At 70.2% G+C, this 21,155-nt stretch carries 18 protein-coding genes and 2 pseudogenes; 4 read left to right on the top strand and 16 right to left on the bottom strand.

The window, feature by feature from the left end:
- Positions 1-2,223 carry a telomere-associated protein Tap gene (tap, locus tag OHU35_RS00080; protein WP_405504033.1) on the bottom strand — a complete coding sequence of 741 codons (2,223 nt, stop codon included), beginning with the start codon at positions 2,221-2,223 and terminating at the stop codon, positions 1-3.
- Between the two features lie 270 nt (positions 2,224-2,493).
- On the opposite strand from tap, the gene tpg reads away from it, so the two are divergent.
- Positions 2,494-3,048: a telomere-protecting terminal protein Tpg gene (tpg, locus tag OHU35_RS00085; RefSeq protein ID WP_405504034.1), complete on the top strand. Its 555-nt coding sequence runs from the start codon at positions 2,494-2,496 to the stop codon at positions 3,046-3,048.
- A 19-nt stretch (positions 3,049-3,067) separates the two neighbouring features.
- Here the strand turns inward: tpg and OHU35_RS00090 are convergent, their stop codons facing one another.
- The 15 genes and pseudogenes from OHU35_RS00090 to OHU35_RS00160 all read right to left on the bottom strand — a co-directional run bounded on the left by OHU35_RS00090 (position 3,068) and on the right by OHU35_RS00160 (position 18,353).
- Complete coding sequence (locus tag OHU35_RS00090; protein WP_405504036.1) at positions 3,068-4,144, bottom strand: hypothetical protein; 1,077 nt, start codon at positions 4,142-4,144, stop codon at positions 3,068-3,070.
- A gap of 13 nt (positions 4,145-4,157) precedes the next feature.
- A complete protein-coding gene (locus OHU35_RS00095; protein ID WP_405504037.1) occupies positions 4,158-4,901 on the bottom strand; it encodes an AAA family ATPase in 744 nt (247 codons plus the stop codon).
- Positions 4,901-6,523 carry a Mu transposase C-terminal domain-containing protein gene (locus OHU35_RS00100; RefSeq protein ID WP_405504038.1) on the bottom strand — a complete coding sequence of 541 codons (1,623 nt, stop codon included), beginning with the start codon at positions 6,521-6,523 and terminating at the stop codon, positions 4,901-4,903. The genes OHU35_RS00095 and OHU35_RS00100 overlap by 1 nt, the downstream gene beginning before the upstream one ends.
- Before the next feature lie 279 nt (positions 6,524-6,802).
- Entirely contained in the window at positions 6,803-7,570 is a 768-nt protein-coding gene (locus OHU35_RS00105; RefSeq protein ID WP_405504040.1) for an AAA family ATPase, read from the bottom strand.
- The gene (locus tag OHU35_RS00110; protein ID WP_405504042.1) at positions 7,567-8,157 is read right to left on the bottom strand and encodes a hypothetical protein; all 591 of its coding nucleotides are present in this window, start codon (positions 8,155-8,157) and stop codon (positions 7,567-7,569) included. Before OHU35_RS00110 ends, OHU35_RS00105 begins: the two co-directional genes overlap by 4 nt.
- An 864-nt stretch (positions 8,158-9,021) precedes the next feature.
- Positions 9,022-9,720, bottom strand: coding sequence for a hypothetical protein (locus tag OHU35_RS00115; RefSeq protein ID WP_405504043.1), 699 nt, complete (start codon positions 9,718-9,720; stop codon positions 9,022-9,024).
- 161 nt (positions 9,721-9,881) lie between these two features.
- Positions 9,882-10,253, bottom strand: a complete 372-nt coding sequence (locus tag OHU35_RS00120) for a hypothetical protein (protein WP_405504045.1) — start codon at positions 10,251-10,253, stop codon at positions 9,882-9,884.
- 267 nt (positions 10,254-10,520) lie between these two features.
- Positions 10,521-10,742, bottom strand: a complete 222-nt coding sequence (locus OHU35_RS00125; RefSeq protein WP_405504047.1) for a hypothetical protein — start codon at positions 10,740-10,742, stop codon at positions 10,521-10,523.
- 307 nt (positions 10,743-11,049) lie between these two features.
- Positions 11,050-11,187: a hypothetical protein gene (locus OHU35_RS00130; protein ID WP_405509139.1), complete on the bottom strand. Its 138-nt coding sequence runs from the start codon at positions 11,185-11,187 to the stop codon at positions 11,050-11,052.
- A 61-nt stretch (positions 11,188-11,248) separates the two neighbouring features.
- Positions 11,249-11,383: pseudogene (locus OHU35_RS00135) on the bottom strand (DUF6207 family protein); the annotation flags it as partial.
- Between the two features lie 259 nt (positions 11,384-11,642).
- Complete coding sequence (locus tag OHU35_RS00140) at positions 11,643-15,401, bottom strand: SEC-C metal-binding domain-containing protein (RefSeq protein WP_405504049.1); 3,759 nt, start codon at positions 15,399-15,401, stop codon at positions 11,643-11,645.
- Positions 15,402-15,434: 33 nt separating this feature from the next.
- Entirely contained in the window at positions 15,435-15,782 is a 348-nt protein-coding gene (locus tag OHU35_RS00145) for a trypco2 family protein (protein WP_405504051.1), read from the bottom strand.
- 359 nt (positions 15,783-16,141) lie between these two features.
- A complete protein-coding gene (locus tag OHU35_RS00150; protein ID WP_405509140.1) occupies positions 16,142-16,543 on the bottom strand; it encodes a relaxase domain-containing protein in 402 nt (133 codons plus the stop codon).
- A complete protein-coding gene (locus OHU35_RS00155; RefSeq protein WP_405504053.1) occupies positions 16,488-16,808 on the bottom strand; it encodes a relaxase domain-containing protein in 321 nt (106 codons plus the stop codon). Before OHU35_RS00155 ends, OHU35_RS00150 begins: the two co-directional genes overlap by 56 nt.
- A 315-nt stretch (positions 16,809-17,123) precedes the next feature.
- Positions 17,124-18,353 carry a flavin-containing monooxygenase gene (locus OHU35_RS00160; protein ID WP_405504055.1) on the bottom strand — a complete coding sequence of 410 codons (1,230 nt, stop codon included), beginning with the start codon at positions 18,351-18,353 and terminating at the stop codon, positions 17,124-17,126.
- Positions 18,354-18,552: 199 nt separating this feature from the next.
- Here OHU35_RS00160 and OHU35_RS00165 point away from each other — a divergent pair, with 199 nt between their 5' ends.
- The 3 genes and pseudogenes from OHU35_RS00165 to OHU35_RS00175 all read left to right on the top strand — a co-directional run.
- A complete protein-coding gene (locus OHU35_RS00165; protein WP_229873554.1) occupies positions 18,553-19,182 on the top strand; it encodes an ABC transporter ATP-binding protein in 630 nt (209 codons plus the stop codon).
- Positions 19,183-19,385: 203 nt separating this feature from the next.
- The gene (locus tag OHU35_RS00170; protein WP_405504057.1) at positions 19,386-19,970 is read left to right on the top strand and encodes a hypothetical protein; all 585 of its coding nucleotides are present in this window, start codon (positions 19,386-19,388) and stop codon (positions 19,968-19,970) included.
- Positions 19,971-20,151: 181 nt separating this feature from the next.
- Positions 20,152-20,647, top strand: a pseudogene (locus OHU35_RS00175) (IS5 family transposase); the annotation flags it as partial.
- Between the last annotated feature and the right edge of the window lie 508 nt (positions 20,648-21,155).

A 21,155-nucleotide genomic window follows, 5' to 3' on the forward strand; every position in this document is an offset into this window, starting at 1 on the left:
CTACTCCCCGCTGTCGACGTCGGTGACGGTGCCGTCCTTGATGTACCGGGCGAGGTTGAGCTCCGGGGCGTTGAACCGCTCGCGGACGCCCTCGCCCCACAGCACGCTCTGAGTGCCCTCGTGCTTGACCAGCCCGGGGTTGACTCCGAGTTTGAAGCCGCCGGGCAGCGGCTTGCCGTCCCGGTAGGGAAGGAAGTCCAGCGGGGAGGGCCCGTCGGAGGCGTAGACGGCGCAGTCCGAGAGGATCGCCACCGGGTACTGACCGGTGAAGGCGGCGTGCTTGACGATCTTGCGGTGCATGTTGATCCGGGTCCGGGAAATGACGGCGGCGCGGATGTCGGGGCGCCAGGTGGGCCGGGCGAGGGCCCGCCACGGCTGCCCGGGCTTCCAGCCCTCCCCGCGCGGGCGCTCGCGCAGCTTGCCGATGCCGCCCTTCACGGTCGCCTTGATCGCGGACACTACGACCGCCAGCTGTGGGTCACGCTGCCGGTAGCCGTCCATCGCTGCGAGGAACTCTTCCGGCGCCAGGTCGGCGCCCACCCCGAGGTCGGCCATCGTGGCGAGGTAGGCATCGCGCAGCCGGTTGTACCAGCCGTCCAGGTAGCGGCCGTTGTCGTGGCGGACGTACGCCTCGATCGGCGTCACGTCGTAGCCGAGCTCCACCGCGTACGCCACGGTCGGCGTCGCGTACCAGGCCGGACCCGCCGGGCGCTCGCCCTTCGGCGTGAACGGGCTCGGCAGCAGACTGCCGTCCAGCTCCGCCCACTTGTCCTTGGCAACCTTCACCCTCGACAGGTCGACGTGGGACAGGTCGACCAGCCAGGAGCCGGGCAGTTTCGCGTCGAAGACGGGGTTCTTGACGTGCGTCGGCGCGCCCAGGCCGACCGTGAGGCCGTTCGCGCCGGCGGCGAAGGCCATGTTCACATCGATGCCCACCAGGTGAGGGCGCAGGCATTCGGCGTCGGTGAGCGGGCGCGCCCAGTCGTACGCCTCCTCCACCAGGACCTCCGCCGGAGTGCGGTGGTGGAAACGCGGCAGGTCTGCGAGCAGCGGGTGGCCGTCGGGGGCCTCGCACGGTGCGCAGTCCACCGGCTCCTTGCCCAGCGAGCCGGGGTTGTGCTCGGAGTGCCGCTTCCCCGTCTCATCGGGTTCGGAGGCGCGGGTCGGCGGATGCAGGGCGGTCATCAGCTCCAGGCCTGTGACGGCGGTGGAGCCGCGCGGCGTCATCACCCGGGCCGCATACGTGCCCAGCAGCCGGGCCAGATCCGCCGGTGGCAGCTGCCCCGTGTTGGCCCAGTGCCGGGTGTCGAGCGCGTCCCACGACGGGATGCACAACTGCACACACGCCCGCTCCGAACCCTGCGCGGGGCGGTAGATCCTCGCCCATGGTCCGAAGCCACGCTTCGTCAGCTGCCAGTTGGCGCGCGTCAACTGCTTGATGACCTTGTGGCTCTCCGGAATCCGCCCGGCCAGGCGCTCCTCTTTTGTGAGCGTGACTGGCAGGCCGTAGTGCTCCAGCGCAGCCTCCGTGAGTACGAGCAGCGGATCGCCGTCCTTGCCCGGCCCGGACAACTTCGGCTGACCGAGCCGCCCCTCGCTCAGCGTCCACTCCACCAGGGCCGCAATCGACTTCGCCGGTACGCCCAGGACCAGGCCGCCGACGCAGTACGCCCGCACCTGACCATCTGCGTCGACGTCGACGACCGCGAGCGGCCCGTTCTCGAACCGCGTATCGACACCACCGGCTGGGCTGCCGACGGGGACGGTCTTACGCGCGGGCGGCCGACGCGATGTCGGCCTGGTCGTGGTCACCGGATACGGCACAGCGGCGGGGCGCAGCGCGGTGTCCTCGGAAACAGGCTCCGGGATCCGGTCTGCGGGTTCGGTGCGAGCTTTGGCTGGTTCAGCGACCGATGGCGCAGAAACGGCCGGGACGGCAGGCGTCCCGGGGACCGCCGTGTCCCCAGAAGGCACCGGGACGTTGGCGGGGTAGAGCTGAGCGAGCTGTTTCAGCAGGCGGGCGTAGGCATCACGCTCCGGCGGCCGCGGCTCGGTCTTACCGGCCTCCCAGCCGCTGACCGTCGCCCGCCGCACCTGCAGTGCGGCGGCCACCTCATCCAGCGTCAGACCGTGCGCTTGGCGCAGCCGTTTGCGTTCCGCCGGGGGCGGCAGCGTGGAGCGGGACGAGACCAGCGCGTCGACCGCGTCGAACAGCTCGGACATACAGAACCTCCTACCCAGACTCTAGCGTGAAGCGCATATTTCGCGTACCAAACGCGTACGGATAGCGTAAATGCGGTTGGGGTGTTCACGGTTGCTTCGGGAAGGGCGTTCTCAGGCTTGGGTTACTGCTGGCTCTGTAGCCGAGGGCCGCAGTTGGTGTCCTGGCTATGCCTGAACTGACCGAGGAGAGCGGCTTGGTGTGAGAGATCTGGGAGGGCAGACGGCCGCCGTGCACCATCCATCGCGGTGGCAGAACGCTCGGGGGCGACCATGGGTGAGATCGTCAAAGGGCTCGAGCGGGCGTTACTGACCCGTCCCGTGCCTACGAGGGATGCCGCTGTGCGTTGCCTGCTCAGGGCGGAGAAGGGCTCCACGAAGAACGTAGCTCTCCTCCTGGGGATCTCCCAGCGCACGGTACAGAGGTGGGTCACCACCCGGCCGGGAATGCGCCGCCGTCCCAGTGCTGTGCATGCGGGGCTGATCGATGAGGCCGTCAGGGCACGGTGGCAGCCCCTGGTGCGCGCCCGCCGAAGGGCCCGGGCCGAGGCCGACGGGTTTGTCTTCCACACCAGGGCGCGGTTCGGATTCGCCGCTCCGGCAGGCTCGTCGGACGATCCGCGAGTACGGCTGATCACCCAGTACCTGTCGGGAGAAGTGGCCCGCGAGCTGTTCGCCGCCCGGGACGCCGGCGGGGGCGAGCAGCAGCAGATTGTGATCCTCGCCCGTGCTCTGGGGCATGCCTACTTCCGGGATGGAGGCCGACGCGCCCACGGTCTCGGGATCGCCTTCACCGACGTGGAGTTCGCCGATTTCTCCATCGACTGACGTGCACCTGGCTTCGGGCTCAGGACGAGGGCGGGATCTGGTGCCGTGTCAGCATCGCGTCGTAGCACTGCGCTTCCTTACGTTCACGCCAGTCCCACTGGATACGGCCGACAGGACCAGTGCGCTGGCTGGCGGGCGGCTGGGTCGGGCGGAGCCTGGCCGCCTCCGCCACGCGCAGGCGGTCGTGGGGGCCGGCCAGCAGATGCTGGTCCTGGCCAGGAGCGAGCCGGGCGAAGCAGGCGGCGGCCTTCAGGAAGACGCGCGCCCACGGCGGCACCCGGTGCGAGGCGCAGCCGTCGGTGTAGCGGGCGCGGTCATGCAGGGCCAAGGCGGCCGAGGCGTCGTCGTAGTCGCCGGAGACACCGGTGAAGAGCGCCGCGGCGAGCGCCGCGGCCAAGCGGGGGTGGGCGGTCACGGCGGCCAGGCGTCGGGCGACTTCCCGGGCTGTCTGCTCGGTGAGCGGTGCGGGTGCCGGGCGGTGCCGGAAGGTGATCGCCGGCGGCGCGCACGGGGCGGTACATGGAGCAGGGCTGTCGTAGGAGACGAGACGGTCCAGCACGGGCAGGGTGAGCCACCGGTCAGCCGGTCGGGCGGGCTGGTCAACAAGCTGGGGTACGGGGGCGGTCGCGCCGAAGTAGTGGCGGCGGGCGGCCTGGAAGTCGGCGGTGACGCAGTAGTCGGCCGTCTGCAGCGCCTGGTGCAGGGCGGCGGGCAGATGGGGGCGGTGGCAGACCAGCGTCAGGTGGATGCCGGTGAGTGCGCGCAGCTGCAGGAGGCGCATCGTGCGGCGGGCGGTGAGGCGGTGGGCGCGCAGGACGGTCAGCCGGGTGACGGGCAGGGCAGTGATCCAGGCGGCGGCGGCTTCCCAGGCGGGCTGACGGCCGGCGGGGAAACGCCCCGGGAGCAGGGGCGGTTTGCCCAGGGCGGCGAGAAGGTCGTGGGCGAGGCCGGTCTCGCTGGTGGTGCCCGGGCCGGGGTGCAGGGTGATCCGCCCGGAGGACGGATGGTGGGCGACCATGGCTGTATGCGTGTGGACCGCATCATCGCCCGCGTCGATGACCACGGCGACGGACGGCGGGGGCACGGCGGGCGCCATGGCGGCGTGGTGGTCAGGCAAGGCGGCTGAAGGCCCAGCGCAGCAGCTCCTGATCCACACGGGAGCGGCCGGTGCGGGTCAGAGCCGTGCGGGTGTGGGCGGTCAACTGGGCCCACGCGCGAAAGTTGCCGTGCGCGGCGTGCTGGTCGGCGAAGGCGATGTCGTCGGGATCGGCGTCGGCCCACACCGGATGGAACAGGGGAATGGCCTCCAGGACCTCGGCGGGGGTGAGGCGGGTGAAGTGCTGCCAGATGAAGATGCGGGAGGACAGCATCGGTTCGCGGCGCAGCACCGTGTGGCAGCCCTCGCCGCCGACAAAGATGACCGCGAAGCGGGTGGCGGGCTCGTCCCACAGGTAGCGGAAGTATTCGAACGCCTCCCCGTTGAGCCACTGGGCCTCGTCGACCAGGAAGGTGCGGGGGTGTTCGGCCAGGGCGTTCTTGAGCAGGCGGTCGAACTCGCTGGGGTGGCGGGGCGGCTCGCCGGGCAGGTCGAGGGCGGTGAACAGCTCGTAGCGCACGGCCCGGGCGGTGGGGCGGGCGCGGAAGGTGACCCGTCGGACGTCCTCTGCGGCTTCGAGGTCGTGCAGGCAGGTGTTGACCGCGAGCGTCTTGCCGTGGCCGGCGCCGCCGTGGATGCACATCATGGCGCGTGCGGCGACGGTGTCGGTGATGTTCTCCCGCGCGGTGAGCAGGGCCCGGGTGGTGACGACGGCCGCGTCGGGCAGGTCGACGTACTGGTAGGTGGCCGCGGTCATCAGGCGTCTCCTGCGGGTCGGGAACCGGGCTCCGGCGCAACGTCCGCCGACGGGTCTGCTGGAACGGCGGCGGGCGGGGGCGTCGCGGTGCTGGCCGCAAGGGTGGGCGAGGTGCGCCAGTGCGCCGGAGGCGGGGCAGGCGGGATCAGGTCGGGCAGTGCCAGCCGTGCGACGTCGGTGTTGTCGGCGGCGGCGAGTTCACGCTCGGCCTGGGCGGCCGTGACGGCACCCAGCCGCTGGGCGGGCTCCGCACTGGTAGTGGGGGCGAATCGCTGACGTCGCAGGCGTTCGGCGGCCTTCGCGTCGGCACGCAGGCGCCGGGCGCGCTCCGCACCTGCCTCGCGCAGCGCCTGCAACTGCTCGGAGGTGGCCGCGTCCGCGAGGTGCGCCGGGCCGAGGTGGTGGCCACGGGCGTCGCAGACCTCGATCTCGTGGTCGTGATGCGGCATGCAGCGCACGCGGACCTGGCGGCCGGCCTGGCCGGTCATCCACGCGGCGGTATAAGTACGGCCGCGCCAGCTCACGCCGTGGCTGGTCAGCTTCCTCGGCCGGCCGTCGTCCTCGAGGGTGAAGGCCCACAGGCCAGCGGCGGGGATGTCGGTGACAGGGGTCGGATCGGCCTGCCACGCCTCCAGCGGCGTACGGCCCGACAGCGCCTTCGGGCGGTGCGCAGTGTTCCACCAGTTCATCCACTCCAGGACCTCCGTAGTGAAGTCCTGGAACGACAGGGCAGACACCGCTCCCGTGGTACGTCCGCGACGCTCCGAGCGCGGCCCGGCGGGCCCGACGGTGTAGCCGGGCAGGGCAGCGAACAGCATCCGGTCCGCAGCCCGGTTGAGGCTCTCCACCGTGCCCTTCAGATGCGGGCTGTAGGCAGGCAGGTCCTTGACCGTCACGCCCATCGCGCCGAGCGCGGTGGTGGCGGCGGCCGACAGGAAGTCCTTGCCCCGGTCCATCCTCACCAGCTCCGGTACTCCCCCGGCCGGGCCGTAGGGCTCGTCCCGCACCACTGCGGCGCGCAAGGCGGCCAGCACCGACGCGCGAGAGGGATGACCCGGGGTGACAGCGGTACCGGTGATGACCTTGGTGGCGGTGTCGATGAACCAGGTGATCCACGGGCGCACCAGGTCGCCGTCGGCGTCGACCAGCAGCGGGGCCTGGACGTGGTCGGTCTCCCAGGCGTAGTTGCGCCATGACGCCGGCCGCTTGCCGAACACGTCATGGGCGCGTGCTGCCTGCGGACCGATGGCGAGACCAGCGCGCTCCCCCGCCGTCAGGTCACGGCGCAGCGCGCGCAGGAACGTCGACAGGGACGGGACCGGATCCAGCAGCGGCACCTGCGACAGGGCCGCCCCGCCCGGAACAGCCACCAGGTCCGGCGGGACAGGCACGGCAGCGCCGGACGTTTGCGCTCGTGGGCCCCCGGCCTCGGCCACGGCGCGCTCCATGAGCTGGCGGTGGACTGCGGAGGCGTTGCCGTGCCAGTACGCCAGCAGCACCCGGATCTCCGCGGTGATCTCGAACCTGCTCGTGTGGCGGGCTCCGGGGTGCGCAGCCGCCGCCGGACTCTGGGACGCCTCGGCCAGCCACCGCCACACCGTGCGCTCCGATGCCCCAGGCACTCCCCCGCCAGCCGCACATGCTGCCGCGAAAGACCGCCCCGGGCCCGCAGCGCCAGCAGGCGGCGCACCGCAGGCGCCCGCAGCGCAACCAGCGACTGCTTTCCGAGCACGCCGGCCGGATCCCCCGGCGTGGGCAGCCGCTGCCCTCCCGCGTCAACGCCGTGGCCGCCGTCGGGGGCCTGCGGTCCTCTGTCCGTCATCGCGCCGTTTCCCTCCTCGCCAAACGGGATGAGGTTCTCTGCCGTCAAAACCGGTACTCCGGGCACGTGGGAGGGGCCGTCATGGGTATGGGCCGAGCCGGGCACAGGCCTGGTCGATCGCGTCCCGCTCCACACCCGCACCAGGGTCGCGGCCCCGGGCAGCGCAGACATGCGAGGTGATCTTCGCCCAGGTACGGAAGTTGCCGCGGGCGGTCTGTTCATCCGCCCACACCAGGTCGACCGGATCGGCGTCCTCCCACACCGGGTGGAACAGACCCAACGTCCGCGGCACGTCCTCCGTATCGAGACGGCTGACCTGGTGCCAGGTCAGGACCCGGGAACGCATCGCCGCTGCCCGGGCCACCGCCCGCTCACTGCCCGCCCCGCACAAGACCAAGGCGGCCGCACAGCCCGGCGAATCCCACAGCTGCCGCAGGTAGTCCAGCACCGGCGGCGACAGACGCTGCGCGTCATCGAGGAACAGCACACCCGGCTCGCCCAGCGCCTCCGCCAACGCCTGGTCAGCCGGACCGGCACGGTGGGTCAGGGACCCCGACGGCAGCCCCAGCGCCTCGCACAACGCGGCCCGCACCTGCGGCAGCCCGGGCCTGACCCCCACCACCGCCCGCCACACCGGCACCCGGCCGGGCAACAGATGCAGAGCCTGCTCGACCGCGACCGTCTTCCCCAGCCCCGTGTCCCCGTACACGCAGCCGATCCCCCGCGCGGCGACCGTGTGCCCCACCGCCTCCACCACCTGGGCCGCCTGCCGCGTGGACACCAGCCGGGCCCCCGGCGCGTACAGGCGCACCCCGCCGGACACCCGGGCACGCGTAGCAGCCTTCACCGCGGCGGGCCGTTCCTCACCATCCGTACCGGACGGCTCGGCATCCGGCCGTCCACGACAGGCGGGCCGTCCGCACCATCGGCGAAGCCGAGTTCGGCCAGTGCCCGGTCATACCGGCTCGGCTCCACCCGGCCCGACGCCGCGCGGGCGACCTGAAGCACCCGGCCCGCACGCAGTTCGTCCTTGATTGCGCGGTGCAGCGTCGCCAGGGACGGCACCAAGTCCGCCCCCCAGCGCTCCAGAACGCCCTCCTCCTGTGCCCGGAGCATCCTTCGGCGCAACTCGGCGACGTTCCCGCCAGCCTGGGTGAGCACCTCCCACAACGGGTCGCCCACCGTGAACCCGCCCTGCCGCGGCCGCGCCTCCGCCCGCCCCTCGCGTCCCTCGGCCAGCCACCGCCACACCGTCCGCTCCGTCACCCCCGCCAAACCGGCCGCGATCCGCACATGCAACGCCGACAGACCACCCTCGTCCCGGTCCACCGCCAGCAGCCGCCGCACCACCACAGCCCGCTCCACCCGCCCGCCCGCCGCCGAAGCGGCCGGACCCGGCACCGTCTCCCCCACCGGGGTCTGTAAAACCGTCACACGGCCAACCCCACCCGCCCCGGCCACTCACCCGTACAAAAACAGGCAAACCCAACACAGCTGGACCGCGACCTGCTAACCACACCGTGACAGCCACCCGGTCACCCCATGACAGCCACCAGTTCCCCGGCCCGTCCCCGTGGACTGCTGCCAGCACCCCACCCCGCTGACATCGCCCCGTACCGCCCCTGGCCCACCTACGAAGGCGCCTGCATGCCGGTAGCGGCGGCACCTACCCTCCCGGCTCAGCGAGCCTCACGCCCGACCGGGTCAATCGGCATCTGCGACAAGAAAGCACCCCAGCGCCTCTTCCCCAGTCCGAGGTGAGGCGCCGGCAGTCAACGACGTGCCCGGTTAAGGCGTCGGTCCAGTACCGGCTTATGGCGTCCAGGCCGACTCTCCAGGATGTGCTCGCACGTCCGGGCTCCTGGCGCGAACTCGGCGCCGGTGCGTGCCGTCATCGCCCGGAAGAACGCCCGACCATCCGGGGACTGGCTGCTGGTCGTCCAGCGGTACCCGGGACCGTCCAGGAGCGCCCTGTCGACGAGGCGTGTGCCAAGACCCTGCCGCTGCACTTCCGGGAAGAACGAGATTTTCGAAATGACGCCCCGCTCGCACTGATGACAGACCTTCCACACGAGCCGCGTCGGCGGTGATGCCGATCTGGGCCAGCAGTTTCTGCTGCCGTCGGTGGCTCGCTTGCGTTTGTCGGCGAGCCATGTTCCGAGCTGGTAGCCGTTGTGGCTCTCGCTTCGATGGCTCGTTCGCGGCCGGTGCCGACAGCGGCGGCGTCGAGGAGGGGTGCGAGGTCTTCAGTGTCGCAGGGGGTGAGGACGAGCCAGCGCAGAACGACCTGTCGCACGATCAGCCTGAGGTCACGCAGGGCGGCCAGCTTCTTGCCCTCGTCCTGGTCCTTGAGGACGTCCCCGTGCACGTACTTGGAACGCGCGCTGTACGCCTCCTGCACGATTGCCTCGACCTGCTGGCGCAGGGACGGGGTGAGGAACAGGGCGGCTGCACGGGACCGGATCCTTTCGCTGACGCGCCCTCATACTGGTGGTTAGGGCTGGCCATCAGGGCTTCCAGCGCGATGACGTAGTCCAGGTGCAGCTCGTCGGCCTCCTGCTCCCACACGCCGTAGTCGCTGTGGGTGCGCTGGTGGGCCTGCAGCAGGTGCCGGGCCGCGCGCTCCAGGCGCAGGGCGCGCCTCCTGGGCAGCCTTCGGCTGCTGGTGGCGCCGTCCATGACGGCATCGATCTTTGCGGTCACGGCGGCGCAGAAGGCTTGCAGGCGCGGGAGTTGCGCCTGGGTGACGTGGAAGGTGCCAGTCTCGCGGACTTCGACTTCCTCGTACCCGCCGTCGTGGTCCTCGTAGATCTGGAGGGTGGTGGGCACGTGGTTTGGGTGCAGCCCGAACTCGCGGCCGCGCTCGACGTCGAACACCGCGTCGACATGCAGGAGTTCGGGGCTCCACAGGATCAGTGGCAGCAGCGCCCTCCAGTGCCGGGCCTCCGGCCGCGGGCCGCGGGCCGAACCAGGGCGCGCCACTGCGGTCCGAGGCACGGTCCGGATCGGGGGCGTGGACGAACGGCGCACCAGCCAGGAGACGGAGGTCGAGCCCGCCCGACTGAAGGCCGTAAAGGGCTGGCATCGGGCCCAACTGCCTTAGTTCGTCGGCGGTGAAGGTCTGCAGGGTGTACCGGCCCAGCGGGATCCGTGTCCCCTCAGGGAGGTCGCCAGTCAGCAACAGCATCCTCCACTGCTGGCGCGGGCGCCGTGCAGAAGGCGACGAAGCTGTCCGCAACCTCTTCCACCGGCACCATCGCCCCCTGGGCAACCAGACGGGTTGCGTCCCCCAGCCCTGATCCGCTCAGGAGCGTGGACCATCGGGGCGCCCAGTCACCATCGGCCTTGCCGTACAGGTCGCGGTGTTCGGATTTCGGCGCGGCGCCCGCCACCGCGTTGATCACGGCATCGAACTCTGGCTGCGTCGACAGAGCTACATCGGTGATTGCCTGGGGTATCGAGGGCAGGTCCCGTGCCTGTTCGAGCCAGGCGAGGACGGCCTGACGCAGTGGGGGGGGGGTGTCTTCCATGCGGTACGAAAATAGCGCACCCTCGCCGCCCCGCCAGACCCGACACCAGGCCACAGCTCCCGGTCTGAGCGGCCGTTCCCGCGTTGTTCCGCAACTCGGACCGCTGCGCTGATCGGTGGCTGGCCCGCTGCGATCAGTTGATCTTCTCGAATGGGTGACCTGCGGAGAATGGGTCTAGCACCGGGCTGGGCACCCGCTCGACCTTCCAACAGCATCGAGCTCCGGGGCACCCGTCCGCCAGTGGCACTACCCGTAGTACGCCCTCACTCAGCAGTCGTAGCTCTTGAGCGTCTTCGAGGCACCGGTGGCCGACTTCAGGTAGGCGTTCTCCGACTTCAGGCTCTCGTTCTCCGCCGTCGACTCCGCCAACTGCACGACCAGTCCGGCAGCCATGGACTGGAGCCCCTCGTGCTTCGTCTGGAGCTCCTCGTGCTCTTCCTGAAGCCCCTTGTACTTCCAGGTGAGGAGTCCGATGGTGGTGGCGGCCACAACGCTGGCGCCGACCTTAACCGCGACCTTGGCTTTGCCGAACATACCTCCGGCTGGCCCGGCACTGTCCTTGCCGATGCAAACATGGCCCGTCTGGTGCGAGTGCTGTTGAGCCTCGCCGAGATGGTCGCTCTGATACGAGCACGATCTGCATTGGTAACGAGTCATCAGTTGTTCCTCTCCCCAAGGGAGATGAGCTTGCCACAGGACACGTGCCTCCGGCGGCCACTTGGTCATCCTCCGTACACCCCACCGACGCTGAGGGAAGGACGCGCACCTGCACGGGCGGCGCACCCCTGGTTGTGGGCTATGCCGTCAACACTCCCAGGAGGGCGCATGGCGCGCCACAGGTAGCTCGTTCAGGTCTCTGGCCAGCGGGATGCGTCGATTCCAGGCCGAGGAGGTCGAGGAAATGGAGCTGGCGCAGGTCCAGGTAGCAGCGCAGCCGAACGCCGGACTCGCCCGCGTCCCGGGTCGTGTGCTCCGCTGCTCGCCGTCGCCCACCGGTCGGCGAGCAGCTGCTGGAAGGCGAGCGCGGTGGCGTCGTCGGCGGCCGCGACGTCGACCAGGCCAGCCGGCTTACGTGCACTTCGTTCATGTACGGCACTACGCCGGGTGTCCCCGGGAGGGTTCCGCCGCAGTGAGTCTTCACCCGACCGAGTGGCAGGTCGTCAGGGGCCGTCGCCGCCCCAGTCCAGCCACGCAGACATAAGTAAATCCCACGCCCATCACTACATTCCGAGACGATCACTGAACTCGCACTTCAGGACCTCTCCAGCTTCAGCGCTTCGCTCATGGAGTGATCGGCAACGGATTTGTCATATTGGTCTCCGTCTCATGTTTGTGTCCCATTGGGCATACACGCGGCGCCGTGGACTTCGGGCCACAGGCAAAACGGGGCTACACGGGCGACCGCCCGCAGCAGCGCTTGTACTTCCGGCCGGAGCCGCAGGGGCAGGGCGCCTTGCGCGGGGTAGCGAGCGCGGCCTCGGCCGGCGTTGACGCGCCTCTCACGTCCCGCGTCATGTCGTCGTCGATCTGTCGCAGCATGTTGCCTCGGAAACGCAACGCCAGGTCCAGGTCCTCTTGCGCCTGCGGCGACGGATCCTCTTCAGCGAGTCGGCTCCGCAGGTTGATGACCTCGTTGATCACGTGGATCCGACGTGGGGAGCCGCCGCGATTCAGAGTCACCGCGTGCTGGTGTAGCGCTATGGCCAGTTCGGCACGCTTGGCGGGATTCAGGACGGCCTCTGGTCGGAGCATGTCCACCGCTACGCGCGCGTACTTCTCCGCCGCGACGTCTTCCCCGGCGTCCAGGAGGACACGGACGAGCGAGGTGACCGCGACTGCGATGTTCACTCTCTGGGCAGGGCGTGCGTCCTGGGCCGCCCTGATCGTCTCGACCGCTTTGGCTGCCGAGTCCAGGCAGGCGGCCATCTGCTGGCTGTGTCCCTGCGCCAGGGCGAGGTCGGCGTAGGCCACCGCGAGGTCGGCGCGTGTCTTGGAGGTTGTGGGGTCTTCGCCCATCGACGCGCGAAGCGCGGCCACGGCCTGCTCGCCGCTGTGTACGGCGTCGGCGTACTGCCTGGCGTCCTGCTGAATGGTGCAGCGGGTGGCGAGGATCGCCCCGAGCAGGCGCTGGCGCTTGGTGTGGGGGAAGGGTGGATGGCCTGATACCTCCGAGGCGGACCGGCACCAGGTCTCCATGTCGTTCAGGAGCTCCAAGGCGCGATGGTAGCGGCCACTTCGCGTCGCGGCGGCGGCGAGATTGCCGATCAGGTGCACGGTCTGGGACAGGTGTGCTTCGGGCTGGCGTATCAGGTGCGGCGTCAGCTCGTGGATGCAGGTGACCATCGCGTCGAACGCCTCCGCCGTATGACCGAGATCGAACAAGATCCCCGCGTGGAGGTCGCGAGCGCTGACGGACTCCGACGTGTAGCGTTCTGGCCGCCGAGTGCTGAGGACCTCGCGTATCTCGACGGCCTCACGGGCCAGTTCTTCGGCCTCCCTGGGGCGTCCGCAGTGCCCCAGGATGCCGGCGGTGCCGACCAGCGCGGACGCGAGCGTGCCTCGGTAGGCATCCGGGCGCCACACGGCCAGGCTCTGCGCGAGGCGTACGGACTTCCGGGCGAGGGCTATTGCCTGGTCGATGTTGCCTGTCTCCACCATGGAGTCGGCGATGCTCTGGAGCGACCGGGCGATGCCCACCTGCGACTCGGGGTTACTGTCGCCGGACATCTCCCGTACGAGATTGAGGAGCCGAGCGCTGTATCTCGCCGCTTCCCGATGCCGCTGCCGGGCCGTCAGGCCCCTCCACAGATCGCACAGTGCGTGAACCAGTTCGCCCCGATAGCCGGCCGGGTCGGCGTCGTAGCGCCGCTCGTAGTGACGGACGGCCGCGCGGTCCGCGGTGAGCGCCTGCTCGGGATGGCCCAAGGCCACCTGTGCGTCGGCCACCACCTTTCGCGCCAGTACCAGGTCATCACCTCGCGACGCCGAATCAGGTGCGCCGTCCAGCGCGGCGACCGCCCGCCGCCCGACGGCGAGGGCCTGATCGTAGGCGCCGACGTGATAGAACCGGCGACCGAGGTTCACCAGCATCCCGACGAACTCGGAGTGGTCGATGACCGGTTCCAGGACGTCCGCCAGCCTCTGGTGCGCCAGCAGTGCCAGGTCCGCCAGCGCGACGGTCCTGGTCGGTAGCGCGTGGATCACCCCGAGCAGGGTGGCCGGATCGTCCAGTGGCGACACATCCTCCGCGATCGCGGCGACGAGCGGTCCAGGCTCGCGGAGCTCGACTGCGACCTCCACCGCGAGAGGCAGGAGGGCGGGGTCGCTGTGCACCAGGCGCGTAAGAAGCGGGACGAGGTGGTCGTGGCGTGGAGCGGCACGGCCCAGGACACGGAGAGCCTGGCGGACTTCGCCCTCCTTCGCCACGGGCGCCAGCGCCTCGACAACCTCGGGGGTCCGCCGCAGCACGCGGGCGACGTGCTCCTCGCCGAGGAGATCGGGCTGGAGCGGGGGCAGCGGCCGGTCGCCGGGGTGGAGCTGTGCGGTCCAGGCAAGACAGCGGCTACGGACCAGCTGTGGCTGATCGGCGAGGTCGCCGAGGTGAGCCAGCAAACGGTTGGCGGCATCGCGGTCGGCGGGCGCGTAGAGCGTAGCGACGGCGACCACCTGGTCGAGGACTTCCGTGCCCAGGTCGAGGTCTAAGGCAGCGGCGGCGCGGCGCCAGTACCTGCGCTCGTGGTCGAGGACCCGGACGGCAGGGTCGCGCCAGGCGGGGTGGGGGTCAGGTCTGCCGTCGGCGTCCGCGACGTCGAGCAGCGCTGCCAGGGCGGCCATGTGCAGGGTCAGCGTCAGTCCGTAGCGCGTCTCGTCGAGGTCGGGCGGGGGCGCTACCGTCGCCGAGTCCATGCCGACGTGGTCGGCGAACGCGTCGCGGGCCTGCCGGAACACTGCCCGGCGGTCGTCCACATCCGGTGGCAACGGCTCCAGCGCCAGCTCGTCGGCGCCCAGCAGCAGCGCGGCCAGCGACTCGTCGGCGTCCTCTCGCAGTTTGTCCAGCCAGTCGCCGACCGAGCGAGCCAGGAGCAGCAGGCGCAGACGTGGCGCGGTCGTGAAGGCGTTGACGATCGTCCTGATCTGGGGAGCCAGCGTCTCCGCGTAATCCACGATCAGGAGGCAGGGCCCGCGACGCCGGGCCAGCGCGGCGATCTCCTGCTCTGTCGCCGTGGGACGTACGAACCCGGCCGTCCACTCCGGTCCGATGCGGAGACACAGCTCGCGCGCCAACCGGGTCTTGCCCTGGCCACCGGGCGCGGTGACCAGCCGCACCGACGCCTGGCCCGCGTCCTGGCACCACTCGGTGAGCCATCGAAGCTCATCCTCCCGCCCATGAAACGGGACGATCCCGAACTCTCCCCGCAGCAGCGAACTGGGAGGCGGCCGCGGTGGCAGCCGTGCGTCGGCGACGAGTGCGGCGAGCCGGGGCACCATCGGCAGCGCGCCCGGATCCGTGACGCCGAGCCGACGCAGCCACGGCGCGGCATCCGGATTCGAGAAGGGGACGACCGAGAGGTCCGAGGTGCCGCGCGCCGGCGCGTGTTCGCCCACCACCCCCACCAGGAGATCACCCGCGAAGACCGGCGCCCCACTCATGCCGGACCACTCCGATTCCCCCTCACGTATCCTCTGCTCCGGCAACGCACGCGGTTCGTGTGTGACTTTGAGCGACAGCAGCCCCTCCACCAGACCGCTCAGCGGTGGAATGCAGCCCCTTACCTCCACCGTCTCCCGCACGATCCGGCTGGGCACGGGCGCGTCCCTGCGAACCTCCTGTGAGACCGGATAACCCACCGCCCAGCAGTCCTCTACGATCTCGCCCCCCGGCCCGTCCCGGCGCACCAAGGCCGGCTCCACCCCTGTTGCCTCGTCGCCGTCCGCCACCGGCAGCAGCGCCATGTCGCAGCCGTCCGGGTCGCCGACCAACGCGCCCTCAAGCAGCGCCGACCGCAGAACCTTGTCTGGCCCACGCACACTCACGCTCTTTGCACCACACACCACGTGCGCAGCCGTCAGTACCTCTCTGCCGACCAGCAGCCCCGACCCGTAGCGGTAGCGGGGGCAGCTCTCATGCTCTGCGATGACCTCCACCACACGCCCCGCCATCGACATAGCTCGTTGCACCTCCTAGTTCTTCCAGTCCTCGTGCTCGTCAGCCACCTTCATCGGCTTGCCGTCTCTGTCCTGTGGCGTCCCCAGCACCAGCGTGACTGTCTGTACCGTCTCCCGCGCGATGCTCCCCGAACCGCCCACCTCCGCGCCGAGGAACGGCACCTTGAAACCCACCGTGCCGTCCTTCCCCCGCGTCAGGCCCACTTGCAACTCGACCGTGACGGACTCGACCGGGAACGTGACTCCCGCCGACTTCGCCTCACACTGAGCCTCCGCCAGCTCCCTCCGCAGCATGCCCAACACGGCGACCAGACCTATCCCATGCTCGTCGTCCTGATTCGAATTCTGGCTCTGTCCGGCCATCACCGTCCCCCTAAAAAACGGTTACCAAACGCTACCGACACTACTGCTCAATCCAACGCCTCCGCAGGCTAATCTCCCGCACCGTGCGGCGCTGCCTCACCGCCTTCGTCCCGGCGGCAGGAGTTGTCCTGTCGCACTGCGTCTGGCGTGTGATGGGTTGTTGACCAGCGCAGTTGCCAGGTCGATTGAGACCGCCTGCGGCCAGCGTTCTCAAATGACCTGGCTTTCGCAGAAGTCTCATCCGCGGTGGGGCAGAAGATCCGGGACAGGAGCAACAACGCGCCCCTTGAACAACTTGAATGCGACAGGACAGGAGTGCGTCTCATCGCGTTGTCCCTCGGACCGGAGAAGGGCCATCGTCAATGGGAAAGGGACACACGAAGCGCGAACCCACACGAGCCCCACTTGCCGTCAGGGCGCTGGGCTTTGACGGACAGAAGGAGATGGTCGTGCAGGAGCGGCATCCCGGAGCGCGCCTCGTAGTGGCGGAACCGCGCGGCGACCAGACCGTGCACCGGGCGGACCTTGTAGACGCCCTGGGCGCCGATGCGGATGATCGCGGCCTCGTCCTCGATCCAGGCGAGCACGGCCGCGATGGCCCGCTCGGGTACGGCCTCGATCGCCCGCCGCGTGTCCTCCTCCCCGAGCGCCCACAGGAGGGTGAGGGTCGGCTGCGGGCGGAAGGTCGATCGAATCCGGTGACCTTCACCCGCCGCCCGAGCGCCCCGCCCGGCGCGCGGCCGCGGGCTTCTTCCCGGCAGCGAGCTGGTCGGCCTCGATCTCGTCGGCGTGCGGGTGCCCGCCCTCGCCGAAGAGGTTGCGCAGCTGTGCCTCGGTGACGACGTCGCCCCCCGCCAGGCCGAGGACAGGAAGGCCACGGCCCATCCATCGCCCGGCCGGGACCCCCGCCTCTTCCTGGGCTTGGACCAGGGGCGTGCGGGCCGGTCGGCGACCGTCTCCGACAACGACTTGGCGCAGGTGGTAGCGGTGCATCTGCCCGGCTCGAATGATCGCGATATCCATCATGGAGGCCACGCCACACGGCCCTGCCCTGCGGGAAAAGCCTGATCAGCGTTCCCTCCCGCCAGGCGGGAACAGCAGCCGAACTTTGTTTCTCAGGCGCCCGCCACACGGGAGGCGACTCCGGCCGGCGAGCCAGTGTCATCGCTCTCCGGCAGCGACAACTGGTGCGTGGAACACGTCGATCTCCTCGTCGAGAGCGCCGATGGCCTGGAAGACCTTCCACGCCAAGGTCCTCGTGGGCGCCCTGCCCTTCGCGGCACGCTCGGTTGCCGGCACCGCGCGGCGGTCCCGGCCTAAGGCCGGGACTCCGGGGCGGCGTCAGCTCGGTGGGTGTCCATCGGGGCGTGTGTCGGTCGCGCGGTCGCCGACGCGAGGGGCGGGGAGGGGGGCCCGCGCCTCCTCGCGGCGGAACGCGTGGGCGATGGCGCGTGCGTCGATGCCCGCCTGGCGGAGGACGCCTGTCAGGGGATTGGTGTATCCGGCGAAGTACAGGCGTGCGGCTCCCGGCAGGGTCCTCGCCCCTACGGTGAGGGGCTGCCCGGCCTCGTCGAGTACGCCCAGGGACCCGACCAGGTCGTGCAGACCGGGCCGGTAGCCAGTGGCTGCGATGACCGTGTCGGGTCGGATTCGGGCACCGTCGGCCAGCAGCACTTCGGGGCCGTCGAAGGCCTGAACTGCTGCGACCGGCTCGACCCGTCCGGACCGGACGGCGTCCACGAAGCCATGGTCCAGCACCGGGTTGACCCCTTCGCGGATATTGCGGGTGTACAGGCCCGAGCGCGGTCGTGGCAGTCCCCACGAGGTCAGGTCGGGCACCGCGAAGCGTTGCGTGAGCAGCGAGGTGCTGTCGCGCCACGCGAGCGGGAGGGCCTCCGTCAGCCGACCGACCGCATGCCACCGGGCGCTGGAGCGGGGCAGGATGTTGGGCGGGGTACGGATCGCGATCCGTACCTGTTGGGCTCCGGCCCCGGCCAGGACGGCGGCGATCTCGGTACCACTGTTTCCGGCGCCGACCACCAGGACGTCCCGCCCGCGGTAGGGGGCCGGAGAGCGGTAGTGGGCCGAGTGCAGCAGCGTGCCGGTGAAAGTCGAACGCCCGGGCCAGTCGGGGGTGTTCGGGGTGTGGCAGCGGCCGGTGGCCACCACGACCGCACCGGTGGCCACCGTAGCGTCGGGGATGTGGACGAGCCACTGTGCTCCCGAACCGCCTTCGGCCCGCTCGACGCGTTGCACCGGGGTGGTCACCCGGACGTCGAGCCGGTGATGGGCGACGTAGTGCTCCAGGTATCGCACATAGTCGTCCCGGCTCACCCACGGGCCCGCCTGGCGCGGTACCGACAGGCCGGGAAGCTTCGAGGCGCCGGGAGGGGTGTGCAGGTGCAGATGGTCATAGCGCTGCGCCCAGCTCGCTCCCACGCGGTCCGACCGTTCCAGGACCACGGCCGGTACTCCGGAGCGGCGCAGCAGCGCGGCTGCCGCCAGGCCGTGGGGGCCGGCTCCGATCACGATCACGGGAGCGGCGACGTCTCGCATTGGTGTCGGGGGCATCGCCTCCTACAACGGCGGACCGCGGCTCACGTCACGGCCGGCGCGGGAGGCCCAGAACATGTGGAGTGGCGGTCCGGCTGTTCAACGGGACAGCGGGAGACCGCCGTTACGGCGGTGGCACGGACTCGTTGGACACCGGGCAGTAGCGCGCCGGCTCGCCACACCTGTCCGATCCATCGAGGGGGCCCATGTGCAGGCAGTGACGACGACGCGCCACCGGCCGCCGCTGCGGATCCGCGGAGTCTGCAAGGGGTACGGCGGCAGGCAGGTTCTGCGCGGCGTCGACCTCGATGTACCCGCCGGGACGCTGGTCGGAGTCGTTGGAGAGAACGGCGCGGGCAAGAGCACGCTGCTGCGGATCGCCGTGGGACAACTCGCGCCTGACAGTGGAACGGTGACGCGGACCGGGGCGGTGGGTTACTGCCCACAACGGGCGGTACTGAACGATGGGTTCACCGTCGGACAGCACCTGCGGTTGTTCCAGATGGCCTACCGGCTGCCGACGCTGGAGCGGGCCGGCGAGCTGATGGAAGTGCTGGCGCTGACCGGCTGCCGACGACAGCCGGTAGGTGAGCTCAGTGGCGGAACACAGCAGAAGCTGAACCTGCTGATCGCCCTCATGCACGATCCGCAGTTGCTGGTCCTCGACGAGCCCTATCAGGGTTTCGACTGGGACACCCACCAGCGGTTCTGGACGCTGGCCGCCGGTCTGCGTGACCGGGGCCGGTCGATCATCGTGGTTTCGCACCTGCTGCACGATCTGCACCACTTCGACGTGATCGCTCAACTGCGCCAGGGTCGTCTGCACTTCGAGGAGGCCGACCGTTGAGGCTGTCCTGGACTGCATTCACCGAGTTCTTACGCTGCACTCTAAGGGGCCACCTGCGCAACCGGCTGGCCCTGGTTCTGGCGGTCGCGTTCATCCCCATCTGGATCGCCGTGGCACGCCTGTGCACCTCGGACCGAGTGGTGCGCGTCTGGCTGGATGCCATCAGCTCCCCCGTCTCCGCCCGTGCCAGCCAGGTGGGCCAGGTGGCCAGCGCGTTGGGCGCCGTCACCATGGTCGCCGGCTTCATCACTTTCACGGAGACCTTCCTGTCCCGGCAGATGGACCGCCGACTGCTGCTGGCCGGCTACCCCCGGCTGCCGATGCTGCTCGCCAAACTCTCTGCCGTCGCCCTCACCGCCGTCCTGCTGGCCTCGTACACCACGAGCCTGCTGTGGATCTCGCTGCCCGTACACCGCGCGGGCCCTCTGGCGCTGGCCCTCGCAGGTGCCGGACTCGCCTACGGCAGCATCGGCCTTCTGCTCGGCTCCCTGGTCCGGGGCGAGTTGGAGGGCTTCTTCCTCATCATCATGCTCAGCCTGGTCGACACCGGCCTGCAGAACCCCGTCTTCAACACACTCATGGATGTGGCAGGCGTGTCCGCGCTTCCCCTGTACGGCGTGAACCAGCTGGCGCTGAGTTCAGCCCTGACCCCGCATATCCCCTGGTCCCACGGCCTGCTCTCCCTCACCTGGTCCGCGGCGACCAGCGCCCTGGCGCTGCTGGTCCTCCACACCCACCGTCCTTCCCGCTCCCCGTGGCGCCGCAGGATGTCGGTATCACAACCCTGAACCTCGGGGCGCGGACCATGTACGGCTGGTCGACCTGGAATACGCAGCCATCCGCCGAGGGCTAGATCGTGTCCGCAAAGTGGTGGCGTCGTTGGTCTGTTCGTGGTGCGTCGTCATGAGCTGACTGATGAGTCGTGGGCGGTGATCGAGCCGTTGCTTCTCCCGCCCCGGATGGGCAGGCCGGTGCGGGCCGTGGAAGACGGTCTACGAACGCTTTCGTCGCTGATCGGCAGACGGGACATGGGACGGGCTCCTGGCCCACGTCCAGCAGCACCGCGATGCCATGGGTGCTGTGGACTGGACGGTGGTGTGTGTGGACTCCACGACCGTGCGGGCTCACCAGCATGCGGCCGGGGCCCGAAAGGGGGCTCTGGCCGGGTGAGGCGATCGGCCGGTCCCGCGGCGGGCTGACCACGAAGATCCACCTTGCCTGCGACGGGCAGGGCCGGCCGCTGGGCTTCACTCTGACCGCCGGCAACGTCAACGACTGCACTCAGTTCGAGCAGGTCATGGCCCGCATCAGCATCAGCCGGTACGGGCCCGGCCGTCCCAGGACCCGGCCCGATCGGGTGGTCGCGGACAAGGGCTACTCGTCCACGACGATCCGCTCCTACCTGCGCAGGCGCGGCATCAAGGCCGCCATCCTCGAGCGGATCGACCAGATCAGCGGTCGCATCGCGGCTACGACGCGTGCTGCGGTCTCGTCAAGGCTCGTCACCGAGCTTGGCCCGCTGACCCAGCTACCGATGGGCCCGCCGTCGCGGTAGCACCAGCTCCATCCCCAGGCCCAGCTGCCGTATCGCTCCCGGATGATCGCGTCGACCTGACTTTCACACCAGTCTTCGCCCTGCCACCAGCCCGCCATACCGGAGAGCGCAGGTGGCACCCACTCGCGGACCAGCGAGCGGAGGTGGGTGTCCTCCTCCTCGTCCCAGGCGAACGGGTGGCGGGCGGGGTCGAGTTCATCCCAGTTCCGAATGCCCTCGTAGGTCGTGGGCGGCACACGGTTCTCGGGGAAGGGCAAGGTGTCACGGCTACACGTCAGTGCTGGCCACGCTTCCTGTACGAGGCGGTCGGCCCATCAGTCTCGGCTTGAAGTTCCTCGCAGCGCGAACCGTGTTCCGGACCGCACCCCGGATGCAGCCATCCGTGCCTATAGGCCGCTCCTGTCGTCACCGACCAACG

The sequence above is a fragment of the Streptomyces purpurascens genome, from assembly GCF_045040895.1.
GTDB classification, from domain to species: domain Bacteria; phylum Actinomycetota; class Actinomycetes; order Streptomycetales; family Streptomycetaceae; genus Streptomyces; species Streptomyces purpurascens.